Origin of the sequence: Mycobacterium sp. MYCO198283 (assembly GCF_021213805.1) — a bacterium.
Taxonomy (GTDB): Bacteria; Actinomycetota; Actinomycetes; order Mycobacteriales; family Mycobacteriaceae; genus Mycobacterium.
The window spans coordinates 92,278-106,887 of record NZ_JAJQJI010000010.1 but is presented as its reverse complement, the minus strand read 5'-3'; the positions used below and the strand labels follow the sequence as shown (position 1 = coordinate 106,887).

At 70.9% G+C, this 14,610-nt stretch carries 15 protein-coding genes; 3 read left to right on the top strand and 12 right to left on the bottom strand.

The window, feature by feature from the left end; translation table 11 throughout:
* Positions 1–399: 399 nt before the first annotated feature.
* Genes LV457_RS18300 through LV457_RS18285 form a run of 4 tightly spaced genes read right to left on the bottom strand, consistent with a single transcriptional unit; the run spans position 400 to position 3,750 of the window.
* The gene (locus LV457_RS18300) at positions 400–894 is read right to left on the bottom strand and encodes a MarR family winged helix-turn-helix transcriptional regulator (RefSeq protein WP_232172955.1); all 495 of its coding nucleotides are present in this window, start codon (positions 892–894) and stop codon (positions 400–402) included.
* Positions 891–2,150 carry an amidohydrolase family protein gene (locus tag LV457_RS18295; protein ID WP_232172954.1) on the bottom strand — a complete coding sequence of 420 codons (1,260 nt, stop codon included), beginning with the start codon at positions 2,148–2,150 and terminating at the stop codon, positions 891–893. The genes LV457_RS18300 and LV457_RS18295 overlap by 4 nt, the downstream gene beginning before the upstream one ends.
* Entirely contained in the window at positions 2,147–2,482 is a 336-nt protein-coding gene (locus LV457_RS18290) for a hypothetical protein (protein WP_232172952.1), read from the bottom strand. Before LV457_RS18290 ends, LV457_RS18295 begins: the two co-directional genes overlap by 4 nt.
* Before the next feature lie 2 nt (positions 2,483–2,484).
* Positions 2,485–3,750: an aromatic ring-hydroxylating dioxygenase subunit alpha gene (locus LV457_RS18285; RefSeq protein ID WP_232172951.1), complete on the bottom strand. Its 1,266-nt coding sequence runs from the start codon at positions 3,748–3,750 to the stop codon at positions 2,485–2,487.
* 103 nt (positions 3,751–3,853) lie between these two features.
* Here LV457_RS18285 and LV457_RS18280 point away from each other — a divergent pair, with 103 nt between their 5' ends.
* Complete coding sequence (locus LV457_RS18280; protein ID WP_232172950.1) at positions 3,854–5,296, top strand: aldehyde dehydrogenase; 1,443 nt, start codon at positions 3,854–3,856, stop codon at positions 5,294–5,296.
* On the opposite strand, the gene LV457_RS18275 is transcribed toward LV457_RS18280, so the two are convergent.
* Genes LV457_RS18275 through LV457_RS18265 form a run of 3 tightly spaced genes read right to left on the bottom strand, consistent with a single transcriptional unit; the run spans position 5,293 to position 7,871 of the window.
* Complete coding sequence (locus tag LV457_RS18275; protein ID WP_232172949.1) at positions 5,293–6,234, bottom strand: TIGR03564 family F420-dependent LLM class oxidoreductase; 942 nt, start codon at positions 6,232–6,234, stop codon at positions 5,293–5,295. The genes LV457_RS18280 and LV457_RS18275 overlap by 4 nt on opposite strands.
* Positions 6,235–6,246: 12 nt before the next feature.
* A complete protein-coding gene (locus LV457_RS18270) occupies positions 6,247–6,975 on the bottom strand; it encodes a hypothetical protein (RefSeq protein ID WP_232172948.1) in 729 nt (242 codons plus the stop codon).
* Positions 6,972–7,871, bottom strand: a complete 900-nt coding sequence (locus LV457_RS18265; protein WP_232172947.1) for an NAD(P)-dependent oxidoreductase — start codon at positions 7,869–7,871, stop codon at positions 6,972–6,974. The genes LV457_RS18270 and LV457_RS18265 overlap by 4 nt, the downstream gene beginning before the upstream one ends.
* Before the next feature lie 51 nt (positions 7,872–7,922).
* On the opposite strand from LV457_RS18265, the gene LV457_RS18260 reads away from it, so the two are divergent.
* Entirely contained in the window at positions 7,923–9,095 is a 1,173-nt protein-coding gene (locus LV457_RS18260) for an acyl-CoA dehydrogenase family protein (protein WP_232172946.1), read from the top strand.
* Positions 9,096–9,117: 22 nt separating this feature from the next.
* Here LV457_RS18260 and LV457_RS18255 read toward each other — a convergent pair whose 3' ends face one another.
* Genes LV457_RS18255 through LV457_RS18245 form a run of 3 tightly spaced genes read right to left on the bottom strand, consistent with a single transcriptional unit; the run spans position 9,118 to position 11,606 of the window.
* A complete protein-coding gene (locus LV457_RS18255) occupies positions 9,118–10,515 on the bottom strand; it encodes a cytochrome P450 (protein WP_374198888.1) in 1,398 nt (465 codons plus the stop codon).
* A complete protein-coding gene (locus tag LV457_RS18250; protein ID WP_232172944.1) occupies positions 10,512–10,703 on the bottom strand; it encodes a ferredoxin in 192 nt (63 codons plus the stop codon). The genes LV457_RS18255 and LV457_RS18250 overlap by 4 nt, the downstream gene beginning before the upstream one ends.
* A 42-nt stretch (positions 10,704–10,745) precedes the next feature.
* A complete protein-coding gene (locus LV457_RS18245) occupies positions 10,746–11,606 on the bottom strand; it encodes a mycofactocin-coupled SDR family oxidoreductase (RefSeq protein WP_232172943.1) in 861 nt (286 codons plus the stop codon).
* A gap of 241 nt (positions 11,607–11,847) precedes the next feature.
* Between LV457_RS18245 and LV457_RS18240 the strand changes: the two genes are divergently transcribed.
* Positions 11,848–12,150: a hypothetical protein gene (locus LV457_RS18240; RefSeq protein WP_232172942.1), complete on the top strand. Its 303-nt coding sequence runs from the start codon at positions 11,848–11,850 to the stop codon at positions 12,148–12,150.
* A 4-nt stretch (positions 12,151–12,154) separates the two neighbouring features.
* Here LV457_RS18240 and LV457_RS18235 read toward each other — a convergent pair whose 3' ends face one another.
* On the bottom strand, positions 12,155–13,771 hold the full coding sequence (locus LV457_RS18235) for an FAD-dependent oxidoreductase (protein ID WP_232172941.1): 1,617 nt from the start codon (positions 13,769–13,771) through the stop codon (positions 12,155–12,157).
* A 19-nt stretch (positions 13,772–13,790) separates the two neighbouring features.
* The gene (locus tag LV457_RS18230; protein ID WP_232172940.1) at positions 13,791–14,492 is read right to left on the bottom strand and encodes an IclR family transcriptional regulator; all 702 of its coding nucleotides are present in this window, start codon (positions 14,490–14,492) and stop codon (positions 13,791–13,793) included.
* Positions 14,493–14,610: the final 118 nt, after the last annotated feature.

Here is a 14,610-nt window from a genome sequence, read left to right as displayed (position 1 = left end):
GGCGGCTGGCATCGGCGTTTCGCCGCCCTGGAGTAAAACTCATCGCCCTGGTGTGGAACTCAGTGCCCTGGTGTGAAAGTCATCGCCCTGGAGTGGAACTCGGCGCCCTGGTGTGAAACTCGCCGCCCTGGTGTGAAACTCGCCGCCCTGGGGCGGAACCCAACGCCCGGGGCGGGAGTCGACGCGGGCGCTCAGGCGCGCGGCGGCAGTGCCTTGCCGTCGACCGCCGCCGACCCCGTCCGCAGCTCGCCATCGCCTGGCCGCCGCCGCTTCCCGCACACCGGCCGCCCTCCCCGCGTTGTCGCTCAGAGGCGGGCAACACTGCACATGACGCCTGTCGGCGACGGGTGAGGCAGCTGTGACGGAAGTGTGCGCTGAGGCCCCACCACGGAAGGGCGGTCAGCCGCCGGTGTGGTCGTCGACGAGCCGGTGGCCGGTGCCCTGCTCGACCACCCGGCCGAGCAGCGCCCGCAACTGCCGCTGCTCGTCGGCGCTCAGCACGCCGAACACCTTCTCGTGGGCCGCGACGGCGTCGGCGACCACGGCGCTCGCGGTGGCCCGCCCCTCGTCGGTGAGGAAGGTCTGCAGGATGCGGCCGTGCTGCGGGTCGCGCTTGCGTTCGACGAGCCCCCGGCGCTCCAGCGACGTCAGCGCCAGCTGCACGCCCTGCGGGCTGATCAGCAGCCGGCGAGCCAGCTCGGCGCCCGACAGCCCCGGCTCGTTGGCCAGCTGGCGCAACAGGCCGATCTGCGCGGTGGTCACGCCGTGCCCGCTGACCGCGTCGTTGACCGAATTCAGCGAGAAGTAGAACGCCTGCTTGAGTAGCCACAGCGTGTTGTCGGAGAGGGCGACGCCGAGCCCGGGCACCGCCTCGTCGCTCCCCGCGTCGCTCATGCCGGCACCTCCACCGGCTCGTGGCGGTAGACCGTGCCGCCCTTCATCACGAACCGGACGTCGAAGAGCGCGGCGATGTCGGACGTCGGGTCGCCGGGGACGGCGATGACGTCGGCGAGGTAGCCGGGCGCGAGCCGGCCCAACTCGTCCTCGGCGCCGAGCAGTTCGGCGCTGGTCAATGTCGCGGCGCGCAGCGCCTGCGCCGGCGTCATCCCGCGGCGGACCAGCGCCTGGATCTCCTTGGCGTTTTCGCCGTGCGGGATGGCCGGCGCGTCGGTGCCGCACGCGATCCGCACGCCGGCGGCAATGGCCTTCGGCAGCATCGCTTGGGCGCGGGGAAACACCTCCTCGGCCTTTCTCCGCAGCTCCGGGGCGATGCGGTCGACGGCCATCGCCTCGGTGAGGTAGGTGGTGGATACCAGGAACGTGCCGGAGTCGGCCATCAGCGCGATGGTGTCGTCGGTCGCCAGGAAGCCGTGCTCGATGCAATCGATCCCGGCGCGGATGCAGGCGCGGATGGCGCTGTCGCCCACCGCGTGGGCGGCCACCCGCACGCCGGCGCGGTGCGCCTCGTCGGCGATCGCGGCGAACTCCTCGTCGGAGTACTGCTGCGCGCCCGGGGCGGTGCTGTGCGACATGACGCCGCCCGACGCCGACACCTTGATCAGCTTGGCGCCGTGGCGCACCTGATAGCGCACGCACGCGCGGACCTCGTCGACGCCGTTCGCAATCCCTTCGGCCACCGAGAGCGGCATGATGCCCGGCGCGAGCCGCTGGAAGACGGTCGGGTCGAGATGGCCGCCGTAGGGGGTGACGGCGTGCCCGGCGGGCCAGATGCGCGGGCCGATGTGCCAGCCCTGCTCGATCGCCCGCTGCAGCGCCACGTCGAGCAGGTAGCCGCCCGTCTTGACCATCAGGCCCAGGTTGCGGACGGTGGTGAAGCCCGCCTCCAGGGTGGTGCGGGCGTTCACCGCGCCGCGCAGCGTCCGGTAGACCGGGTCGTCCTGCACGCCGTGCATCGGCGTCGGCAGCCCGCCGGGATTGCCCGGACCGCCGATCAGCAGGTTGAGCTCCATGTCCATCAGCCCGGGCAGCAGCGTCACGTCGCCGAGGTCGATCACCTCGGCCGAATCCGGCGGCGCCGCAGCGGAATCCACCGACACGATGCGCTCGCCGTCGACCACGATCGCGGCGGGCGACCGGACCTCGCCCGCCGTCACGTCGAGCCAGCGGGCCGCCCGCAGCAGCAGCGTCACGGCACGGGTTCGACGACGCAGTCCAGCGTCGTCGCCCCCGAATCGGGCACCTTCGGCTGCTTCCAGCACTCGACCGGGAAGGACACCTGGATCATCGAGTACAGCAGGTGCATCAGGTTGAGCACGTCGTCGGGCAGCTCGTCGAGCGCGAACTTGTCGCAGTAGGCGATCGCCTCCTCCGCGCGCGGGGTGATCGCGTCGTAGAAAGCCTGCAGGTCGCGCATCGAGCTGTTCAGCCGTTTGCCGTAGCGCTCCGCCTCGGTGCCCAGGCACCAGTCGGAAAACCGCTCCAGGTCGGCGAATTCGGGCGGCAGCTTCGGTTCATCGGCCACGGTCACACCCCCGCCGTGCTGCGCCGGTAGTCCTCGACCCACGCCGCGGTCTCCTTGTGCAGGTGGCGGATCAGTACTTCCTGATCGCACAGCAGGAATTCGTCGAGCACCCGCGACTCGATCATCGACTGCGTGGCCTCCAGGGTGTTGGCGTCCTGCAGGCCGTATTCCTTGAACGACACCGCGGCCAGCTCCTGGGCGATCCGTTCGCGCGGCGTGCGCGGTGCCGGGAAGTACGCGCTGCCCTCGAAGATGTGGGTGTTGTGCGACGTCGGCCAGTAGTGGTAGGTGATGTACCAGCCCTGACCCCAGAACAGCAACACGAAGTTCGGGAACAGCTGGAACGAGTCCAGGCCCCACGGGTCGCAGCGCGCCGGGTTGAGGCCGGGCGGCATCTCGCCGAGGTCCGGCTTCTCCCAGGGGCCGAAAAGCCCACTGCGGCAGATGTCTTCGATCGGCTTGCGCATCTCGTCGGGCATCTCCCACGCCCGCACACCCGAGGTGCTCACCAGCCGGTGCGGACCCTCGATCCGGTAGTGCGGCGCCTCGAACCCGGCCTGGGCGGCGGCCTTGGAGTACGCGGTGGGCGACTGGTTCGCGTGCAGCACCGGCGCGTGGTAGAACTCCTGGAACGCGTCCATGTAGAGCTTCCAGTTCGCCTTGACCTCGGAGCGGTAGGTGAACCGCGAGGTCATCTTGTCGAACGGATAGCCCTCCAGGTTCGTGATCATCGGGCCGAGGAACTCGCGCAGCGACTGCTCCGGCTGCTTGGCGAAGTTGACGAAGATGAAGCCCTCCCACACCTCGCAGTGCACCGGCACCAGGCCGTAGCGGCTCTTGTCGAGGTCGAAGAACTCGTCCTCCTGCTGCACGAACGTCAGGTTGCCGTTGAGGTCGTAGCGCCAGGCGTGGTATTTGCAGGTGAACTGCCGGCAGGTGCCGGACGTCTCCTCGGCCGGCATGTCGTTCCACACCAGCTTGTTGCCGCGGTGGCGGCAGATGTTGTGGAACGCGTTGACCTCGCCGGCGCCGTTGCGCACCACGATGATCGACGTGTTGACCACCTTCAGCTCTTTGGTGAAGTAGTTGCCTTTGCGCGGGATCTGTTCCACGCGACCGACGTTGAGCCAGGCGCGCTGGAAGATCGCGTGGCGCTCGAGTTCGTAGATCTCCGGGCTGATCGAGTCCTCGTAGGAGACCGGCCCGGTGCCCAACTGCGGGTAGTGCTCGGTCCAGCTGCCTTCGGGTGGTTTGGGGAAGCGCGCCATGTGAACTCCTGCCATCGAGCTGACGGGGCCGACGGTATATGCTCCAGGTCACAATCGCAAGTAGTTGATAATGACTGCGCGGCACGGCGGAAGGGAGCGGCGCGTGTCCGATCGTCACGGCCTCTACATCGGCGGAAAGTGGTCCGTCCCGGCGACTTCCGAGGTGATCGAGGTGATCAGCCCGCACACCGAGACACCGGTGGCCACGGTGCCCGCCGCCGGCCCGGCTGATCTCGACGCCGCGGTGGCCGCTGCCCGCGAGGCGTTCGACGCCGGCCCCTGGCCGAGGCTCGATCCGGCGGAGCGCATCGCCGCCGTGCGCCGGCTGGCCACGGCCTACGGTGAGCGGCGGGCCGACATCGCGCAGGCGATCACCGCCGAGATCGGCGCGCCGATCAGCTTCGCGCAGCGCGCGCAGGTGGGGCTGCCGTGGGCGATGATGAACGCCTTTGCCGGCGTCGCCGAGCAGTATCCGTGGCAGGAGACCCGCAGCGGCTTCTTCGGCGGGGACGTGCTCGTGCGGCGCGAGCCCGTCGGTGTGGTGGCGGCCGTCGTCCCGTGGAACATGCCGCAATTCCTGATCGTCACCAAGCTCATCCCCGCACTGCTGGCCGGCTGCTGCGTGATCGTCAAGCCCGCGCCGGAATCGCCGCTCGACGCGCTGCTACTGGCCGAAGTGCTCGACGAGGTGGGCCTGCCGCCCGGCGTCGTCAGCGTGGTCCCGGGCGGTGCGGCGGCCGGCGAGTACCTGGTGAGCCACCCCGGCGTCGACAAGGTGTCGTTCACCGGATCCACCGCGGCGGGCCGGCGCGTGGCGCAGGCGTGCGCGGCCAACCTCACGAAGGTCAGCCTGGAACTCGGCGGGAAGTCGGCGGCCATCGTGCTCGGCGACGCCGACCCGGCCACGGTCGCCGCCGGCGTGCGGTCGGCGAGCCTGTCCAACAGCGGCCAGATCTGCAATGCGCTCACGCGCGTGCTCGTTCCGGCCGAGCGAAGTGGCGAGTACGTCGACGCGCTCGCCGCCGAGCTGGCGGGCCTGCGGGTCGGCGACCCGGCCGATCCCGCCACGCAGCTCGGCCCGTTGGTGGCGCGCCGCCAGCAGGAGCGGGTGCGGGGCTACATCGAGGCGGGCGTCGCCGAGGGAGCGACGCTGGTCGCCGGCGGCCTCGAGCTGCCCGACGGCGTGGACCGCGGCTGGTACGTGCGCCCGACGCTGTTCAGCGACGCCGACAACACGATGCGGATCGCCCGCGAAGAGATCTTCGGGCCGGTGCTCACGGTGATTTCGTACCGCGACGAGGCCGAGGCGATCGACATCGCCAACGACTCCGACTACGGGCTGGCCGGTTCGGTGTGGACCGACGACCGCGAGCGCGGCGTCGCCGTCGCGACGCGCATCCGCACCGGCACCTTCGGGGTCAACCAGGGCTACACCATGGATCCGGTGGCGCCTTTCGGCGGCGTCAAGGCCAGCGGCTATGGCCGCGAGCTCGGCCGCGAGGGCATCGACGGCTACGTCGACACCAAGAGCATCGCGGTTGCCTAGAGTTCGGCCGCCGCGCTCGCCAGGACATCGAGCGTGCGCTGCCGCGAGCCGGCATCGCCGAACGGGATCACCCGGGCCGCGAGGTCGGTGACGCCGGCATCGCGGTAGCGGCGCAGCCGCGCCACAATCGCCCGCTCGTCGCCGGCGGCCATCGTGTCCCCGACGTCGCGGGCGTCGCCGCGGGCGAGCAGCCGCAGGTAGTTCGGCGAGAGCTCGGCATGTCCGAGCACCGTGCTGGTGTGCGCCCGGGCGTCGTCGACCTCGCACGAGCGGCACACCGTCACCGGCACGCCCGCCACGATGCGCGGCGCCGGCCGGCCGCCCGCCTGCGCCGCCGCGGTGATGCGCGGCACGACGTGGTCGGCAATGGCCCGCTCGTCGGCCATCCACAGGATGGTCCCGTCGGCGCGTTCGCCGGCGAGCCGCAGCATCACCGGGCCGAGCGCCGCCACCAGCACCGGCATCGGACCGCTCTCGGCCACGTCGATCGGGCTGTGCACGGTGAACGCGTCGTTGTCGACGTCGACCGCGCCGGGGCCGGCGAACGCGGCGGCGAGCACGTCGAGGGTGTCGCGCATCAGCGCGGCCGGGCGGTCATAGGGCAGGCCGAGCTGGCCCTCGACGATCCAGTGGTGCGAGGCGCCGATGCCGAGCGCGAACCGGCCGCCGCACGCCGCCTGGGTGGTCAGCGCCTGCTGCGCCAGCGCGATCGGGTGACGGGTCTGGATCGGCACCACGGCGGTGCCGAGCTCGATGGACGTGGTGGCGGCGCCGGCCAGCGCGACGGCCGTCAGCGCGTCGAGGTAGCCCGGCACCTGCGGGAACCAGAACGACGCGAAACCGGCCGCCTCGGCGGCGCGGGCGTCGTCGACGAGCCCCGCGAGCCGCTGCGCCCTCGGGCGCACGCGGTCCGAGCCGACCATCACTCCGATGCGCACGGCCATCTCCGATCACGGCACATGGCGGTCCCATTCCCACGGCACGACCGGATACAGCGGCGCCGCGAGCAACGGCTCGCGTTGCCGGACCGCGGGCGCCAGCCGGGACGCGACCTCGACCGGGTCGTCGGCCAGAAAGAGGTACGTGATCGACTGGCCCGGTTCGCCGGCCGACGTGATGCCGGCGTGGACGGTGCGGGCCGTGGCCGACCAGCTGCCGGCGACGCCGTCGACGCCGAGGAGGTCGCCGGTCGGCGCCGCAGTGGATTCCAGCAGCAGGTACACGCCTCGGCAGGGCCACCACGGCAGCACGTCCGCGCCGGCCGTGATCGCCGACGCCTTTTCGGCCACGTCGTAGACGCCGCGCTGCACCGGCGGCAGCAGCGACACCTTGCGGCCCGCGCCGCCCAGCGCCGTCGACAGTTCGTCGAAGGCGGCGAGCCCGGCCACATCGGCGAAGAAGTACGTCATCACGTGGTCGACGGCGTCGTAGTCGGGGGATCCGGCGGCCCGCGCGGCGCGGCACTGCGGCGTCGACACCAGCCGCAGCGACGCTCGCACCCCGGGCAGCCGGTGCTGTTCGGGCCGGTGATCGAGGGTGTGCCAGCGCAGATATCCGGCGTCGTCGCCGTGGGGGTGCCGGGTTGCCATCGACACGAACAGCGTGCCGATGCCGCCGTCGCCGGCCGCGAGCACGCCGGGCACCTCGTCGGACGGCGTGCCGGGCAGGTCGACGCTCACCGCAGCGCCAGCTCAGGGTGGCGGGCCTCGACCATCCGCCGGAAGCCGTCGCGCCACGGCACCGTCGTGCGGCCCAGCACCTCGTGCATGCGGGTGACGTCCGGCCACAGCGGGGGGTGGGCGTCCGGGGTGTACTCGAAGACCGGCTCGACGCCGACCAGCTCGCCGAGGTAGCCGCAGTACTCCTCGATGCTGACGGTCTCACTGCCCGCCCAGTTGACGACGACCGGCGGCGTCGACGCCACCTCCATCGCCCGGATGCCCAGTGTCACGTAGTCGTCCTCGTAGATGGGGTTGTAGTTGTTCGGGGCGTCCGGGTGCAGCCGGATCGGCTTGTGCGCCAGGATGGCGTCGAGCCGGTCGGCCGGGGCGCCGCCGAGCGGGCCGTAGGTGGAGCAGATCCGGATGATGGTCAGCGGGACACCGACATGTCGAGCCACCGCGTCGCACGCCGCCTCGGCGGCCACCTTGGAGAAGCTGTAGTTCGCGCGCAGTGGCACGCCCGGTGGATCGTCCTCGCGCAGCGGCCGCCGGCCCTGATAGGCGTAGATCGAGCCGGTGGAGCAGAGCACGAAGCCCTTGGCGGCCCGGCAGTGGTGCATCAGGTCCGCCGAGTGGGTGGCGTTGGTGCGCAGGCACCGCTGCCAATCGCCGGCGCCCGGGTCCACCGCGGCGTGGAAGACGTAGTCGAAGTCCGTTGGCAGGCCGGAGAAGTCGCCGGCTGCCATATCCAGGGCGACCGGGACGATGCCGGCGGTCTGCAGCGCCTGGCGGTCGGCGGGATCGCGGAGCCGGGCGGCGCCCCACACCTCGTTGTCCGTTGCCAGTGCGCGGGCGATCGGCAGCGCGATCTTGCCCGTCGCCCCGGTGACGAGGATCTTCTGGCCGCGCAGCACGCGCCGATGGTAACCCAGTTCTATGCAGTGCAGAATGTTATTCTCAGCGTCGTGCAACTGACCTTCGACGCCGACGTGGAGCGGTTCCGGGCCGAGTTCGTGGCCTTCCTCGACGAGCACGCACCGGACGGTGCCGAGGCCGTCGAGCGGTCACGGTCCTGTTCGCACATCCCGGAGTGGGCGCGCCGCTGGCAGCGGCTGCAGTTCGAGCACGGCTGGCTGGTACCCGGCAACCCGCCGGAGTTCGGCGGCCGCAACGCGAACGTGTTGCAGCAGTACGTGCATCAGCAGGAGTTGTCGCGGCGGCGGATGTACCACAGCTTCAACCCGCAGGGCGTCAACATCGTGGCGGCGTCGCTGCTGTCGAGTGGCACCGACGAGCAGAAGCACCGGTGGGCCGTACCGATCCTGCGCGGCGACCTCACGGCCTCGGTCGGCATGAGCGAGCCGGGCGCCGGCTCGGACCTGGCGTCGCTGACGACCAAGGCGGTGCGCGACGGCGACCACTTCGTCGTCAACGGCCAGAAGGTGTGGACTTCCGGCGCGCACGACGCCGACGTCCTGCTGACCTTCGTGCGGACGAACCCGGATGCGCCCAAGCACAAGGGACTGTCGGTGCTGCTGATCCCCACCGACACTCCCGGGGTGGTGCGACGGCCGTTCGCGACGATCTGCGCGCCCGACGACCTCGACTTCAACGAGGTGTTCTTCACCGACGCGCGAGTGCCGGTCGAGAACCTCGTCGGCGGCCTCGACCAGGGCATGCGGGTGCTCACCACCTCGCTGGGCCACGAGCGGTCGATGATGTGGATCCAGTACGCCGACCGCATGCACAACCTGCTCACCGACTACACGCCCGTCGACGACCTCGACCGCGACTGGTACGCCACGCTGGCGATGGACCTCGTCGCGCTGCGGGCGCTGGGCTCGAAGTCGCTGGCCAAGGCGTCGCGCGGCGAGGACGACACCGCCTACGTGTCGGTGCTCAAGCTCATGGGCTCGGAGGCCGAGCAGCGCGCCACCGAGCGGGCGCTCGCGTCCTCGGGTGCGGCGGGGCTGCGGCATCCGGCGCAGACCGGGCCGTATTCGCCGTTGAACCTGGACTACCTGTCGGCCGGCTGGTTCGAGCGCTACGCCCGCAGCTTCGGCGGCACCATCGCGGGCGGCACGTCGGAGATGCAGCGGACCACCATCGCCCAGCGGGTGCTCGGCCTGCCGCGCTGACGCCCGCCCGACCCGCGGCCGGTCAGTAGATGACGGCTTCTTCCTTGCGCTCGGTGATCGGACGGGCGAGTTCCTGCTCGTCGCAGATGCGCTGCAGCTTCTCCAGCGTCTCGTCGAGGCCCGGGCCCAGCCGCTTGCCCCGGGTGAACGTGGCCGGCAGGTGGCGCATGCCCTGGATGACCCCGATGGTGTCGTAGTGGACGGTGCCCTCGGGGTCGCAGCGGTAATCCGGCATCCGGTCGAGCACCGCGAGCAGCATGGACTTGAATACGGTGCGGGCGACGTTGGACCCCACGCAGCGGTGCACGCCGAGCCCGAAGCTGAAGTGGCGGTTGCCTTTACGGTCGAGCATCACCTGGTTCGGCGCATCGAAGACCGCCGCGTCGCGGTTGGCCATCGCCCAGGACAGCCAGAGCCGCTCACCTTCCTTGAATCGGGTGCCCTCGACTTCGACGTCCGCGGAGAAGGTGCGGCCGTCGCCGGGCGCCGGGGTGAAGTACCGCAGGAATTCCTCGGTCGCCGGGTTGAGCAGCGTGTCCCGTTCCTCGCTGAGCCGCTTGCGCTCGTCGGGATGCTCGCCGAGCCACTCCAGCGCGTGGGCGGTGAGTGCGGTGGTGGTGTCGAAGCCGCCGCCGATGATCAGCCCGAGGTTGCCGAGGACGTCCATGTCGGGCGCCGGCTCGCCGTCGATGCGCAGCTGCAGCAGCGCGTTGACCAGGCCGGGCCGCGGGTTCTCCCGGATCTCCATCATGTGGGTGATCAGGTCGATGCCCATCTCGCGGTGCATCGCGTTGATCCGCTCGCGGTCGGGGGAGTGCTCGGGGGTGTACACCGACGCGTGGGTGGGCTCGCTGTAGAGCGACCACTTCTTCAGCGGGATGCCGATCATCGCCAGCGTGAACACCGCCGGCACCACGTTGGCCAGGTCGTCCACGAAGTCGATGCGACCGGTCTCGATCTTCTCGTCGATGGCGGCCCGGGTGATCTCGTCGACGAACGGCACCCACCGCTTGATCGCGGCGGGCGACAGGTACGGGTTCAGCGCACCGCGGTAGATGCTGTGCTCCGGTTCGTCCATCTCCAGGATGCCGCCCCGCACCGCGGTCGCGCGGCTGGCTTTCGGGATGGTGATGCCCTGGTACGGCGTCTCGCCGGTGAGGTCGTGGTGGTTGGACACCGCGGGGCAGCGAGCCAGCTCGAAGACGTGCTTGGAATCCGCGGCGACCCAGTGGCCGCCGTAGGTGTCCGACCACGCCATCGGACACCGGCGATGCATCTCTTCGGTGATCTGCTCGAACTGCAGCCGGTATTCCGGTGTGTGCCGGTCGAAGTGGTAGCGGTTGCGCTTGCGGTCGTCTGCGGCGATGTCGCGGACCTCGGCGTCGTCGACGCTCACGTCGCTGTCTCCTCTGCCTGTCATTCGACGACGATGGCCTGCTCGGGGCAGGACTGGACCGCCTCGCGCACCGCGTCCTCCTGTTCGGGCGGAACGACGTCGTTCACGGCGGACGCATGCCCGTCCACGTCGTCGAGCTCGAACGACTCCGGCGCGATCATCGCGCACAGGGTGTGGCCCTGGCAACGCTCACGGTCAACTGAGACCTTCACGGGTTCCTCTCCTGCACAACGGGATTCGCGGTGGGGGACTGGTCAGACGTGGTAGTCGTACCACTTGAGGTAGCCGCCGCCGTCGACGCGCAGCTGCATGCCGGTGACGTAGCGCGCCTCGTCGGAGGCCAGCCACAGCACCGCGTTGCTGATGTCCTCGGGCTCGATGAACGGGATGGGCATCGCCTGTTGGATTCCGAACACCGGCTCGGCGTCGGCGCGCGTCGGGTTCTCCAGGTCGGGCCGGAACGAGCGGTACATCGGCTCGGACTGCAGCATGTCGGTGTTGCAGTTGGTCGGATGGATGACGTTGGCGCGGATGTTGCGCACGGCCAGCTCTGTTGCCAGGTCGTGCACGTACTGGCTCAGCAGCCGCTTGGCGGTCATGTAGGCCATGCCGCCGGGATCGCGGCCCGGCGCGTCCTTCTTGCTGGCGTCCATCAGGGCGGCGGTGGAGCCGGTGGCGATGATCGATGCGCCCTCCCGCAGGTGCGGCAGCGCGACCTGGATGGCGTTGATGGTGCCGACCAGGTTGGTGTTGATGACGTCGGTCCAGGTCTGCAGCGGCGGCTCGCCCTTCATGCCCGCGATGCCGGCCTGGGCCACGACGATGTCGAGCTTGCCGAACTCGGCGAGGCCGGCGTCGAGCGCCTCCTTGAGCGCGGCGGCGTCGCGCACGTCGGCTTGGGCGGTGACGGCGCGCCGGCCGGTCTTCTCCACGAACTGCGCGGTCTCTTCGAGGTCCTCGGGGGTGGCCAGCGCGTAGCCGATCGAGTCGATGTTGCGGCAGATGTCGACCGCGATGATGTCGGCGCCCTCTTCGGCCAGCCGGATGGCGTGGCTGCGGCCCTGCCCGCGCGCGGCGCCGGTGACGAACGCGACCTTGCCCTCAACACGTCCCACGGAAATCCCTTTCGTCGACTGCCTGCGCCGAAGAATAACCCTTCCCCGATAAGAGAACAGTACTTTCGTGCCGGTGGCTCGGCAAGCCACCGGCCGGTGACGGCGGCACGTGCGCTTAGGCGGCGCCCGCTGCGCGGAGGGCCGGTCGTTGCGGCTCGCCGGTCGGAGAAATAGCATTCTCAGCCACAGCAAGCGTTGCTTCCGCCCGCGTCCCGCGGTGCGGCCGGGAAGGATGGACGACGTGGTCAAGAACGGCACCCGCCTGCAGAGCCAGGTGTGCGACACCCAGGTGATCGTGGTGCGCGCCTCCGAGAGCCTCGACGATCTGCGGGCCGGCGGCGTGCCGATGGTGCCGATCGGGGAGGCCGCCGATCCCGGCGCCACCCTGGACCCGCAGTTCGCGGACGGCAACCTGATGGGCAAGCGCTACGTCGACGACAACGGCGCCGAGGTGCTGGTGACCAAGGCCGGCAAGGGGACGCTGTCGATCGGCGCCACGCCACTCACGCTCAAGCAGGCCAAGGCGCTGCCGGCCAGCGACTGATGCCTCATACCGCGGGGGAAGAACCCGTCGCGGCGGCGTATCCGGCGCGGTAGCCGAACACCATCGCCGGCCCGAGCGTGCCGCCCGCGCCGCCGTAGGCCTTGCCGGTGACACCGGCCATCGCGTTGCCCGCGGCGTAGAGGCCGGCGATCGTCGCCCCGCTGACGTGCAGCACCCGCCCGTCGCGGTCGGTGCGCGGGCCGCCCTTGGTGCCCATGGCGCCGATGCCCACCGGAACGGCGTAGTACGGCGCGGTGTCGATGGGCCCGAGTGTCCGCAGCGCCGGTGTGGGGGCCGTCTGGTCGCCCCAGTAGCCGTCGTAGGCGCTGGCGCCGCGGCCGAAATCCGGGTCCACCTCGTCGGCGACGTTGCGGTTCCAGGCGTCGAGGGTGCGCCGCAGGCCCGCGGCGTCGATGCCGGTGTGTTCGGACAGTTCGTCGAGGTCCTTCGACGGCGAGAACCAGTCGGGCGCGACGCCGTCGGGGTCGACGCCGAGGAACCCGTACTTCTTCAGGTGCAGGGAATCGAAGACGATCCACGCCGGATCGTTGACGTAGCCGTGCCGCGGGTCGAGGTACTGGAAGGCGCCGGACATCGAGTTGTATTCGCCGGCCTCGTTGAGGAACCGTTTGCCGGCGCGGTTGACGATGATGCTGCGGGGCCGGGTGCGTTCGAGCCGCACGGATCGCGAGCGCGGCCGGCCGTCGATGGTGTCACCCGGGATCTGCACGATGGGCACCCACCACGCCTCGCCCATGTTCGCCAGGTCGGCGCCGTGGGCCATCGCCATCCGCAGCCCGTCGCCGGTGTTGTACGGCGGCGACACGGCGCCCCGCATGGGCCCGCGCAGGTAGGCCTCGACGAGCCGCGAATCCCATTCGAAGCCGCCGCAGGCCAGCACCACGCCGCGCCGGGCGCGCACCCGCACGCTTCCGCCGGGCCGGTGAACCCGTACGCCGGTCACCGAGTGCCCGGGCCCGAGCAGCTCCACCGCCCGCGACTCGGGCTGCGGGACGATGCCGTGTGCGAGCAGGCCCTCCAGGAGGCCGGCGACCAGCGCGGTGCCGGCGACGCAGTAGTCGCCGTCGTTCGCGTCGACCGCGGCGTGGATGCGCGCCCGGGTTTCGGCGTCGATGCCGACGTTGCTGAAGTCGGCGGGAAACGAGGTGATGCGGGTCCGCCAGTCGCCGAGCAGCTCGAGGTCGAACGGCCGGGCGTTGATCGACCGGCCGCCGCCGGGCCGCCCGCCCGGCAGCTCGGGCTTGTAGTCGGGGAAGCCGGTGGCGACCTCGAAGCGCAGCCGGCTGTGGGCCTCGACGTAGTCGAGCATGCGCGGGCCGGTGCGGACGAAGGTCTCGACCAGCTCGTCGTCCATGTACCCCAGCGACTGCGCGCGCAGGTAGGCCATGGCGTCCTCGACGGTGAGCGGGCCGTCGGGGCTGCGGTCGTGCGCGGGGATCCAGAGGATGCCGCCCGACACCGCCGACGTGCCGCCGACGGTCGGTGCCTTCTCGAAGACGGCGACGTCGGCACCCTCGGCGGCCGCGGTGAGCGCCGCGGTGAGGCCCGCCGCGCCGGTGCCGAGCACGACGACGTCGGTCTCGGTGTCCCAATCGGTCATCACGTGCGTCCTTCCGACGTCAGCGCAGGATCGCGGCGAGCTCGGCGGCGGCCGCCAGCACGGCGTTCTTTCCGCGCAGCACCACGTCCTCGCGGTGGGAGATGAGGTTGATGCAGGTGGGCGGCGCGGGCGGCCGGCGGTCGACCGGTACGGCCAGCCCGTAGGTGTTCGGTTCGATCTCGCCGTGCGTGAGCACCCAGCCCTGCCGGCGGGTGAGCCCCACGAGGTCGCGCTCGCCCGGGGTCGGCGGCAGGCAGGCCAGGAGCGCAATCCCGGCCGCGCCGCGATCGAGCGGATGGCGGCTGCCCTCGGAGAACGACAGCTGATAGGAGACGTGGGTCGGCACGATGACGGCGACGGCGACCTGCTGGCGCCCTTCGGCGACGAGCAGCGAGACGGTGGCGCCGAGCTCGTCGGCCAGCGTCCGCAGCGTCGGCGTGGCGAGCGCCCGGACGTTGTTGTCGAACGAGGCGCCGAGCGCGGCCAGGCCCGACGCCGACCGGTAGCGGCCGTCGCCGCCCTTGGCGATGAAGCGGAACTGCGTCAGCGTGTTGAGCAGGCGGTAGGCGATGGTGCGGTGCACGCCGATCCGGTCGGCGACCTGCTGCACCGTGAGGCCGTTCTGGGCCGACGCCACCACTTGCAGGGCGGTCAACCCGCGCGCCAGCGTCTGCGAGCCGGGCGCTCCGGAGACCCGCGCGTCCGGTTCCGTCGTCGTCATGCGTTTCCTCCGCGATCGAACTTGACACAGATCACACTGCAGAGTGATGCTCTATAGATAGTGCACGCTAGTGTGCGACTTTAGCACAGCAGCGTAGCAAGAAACGAGAACGGCGTTA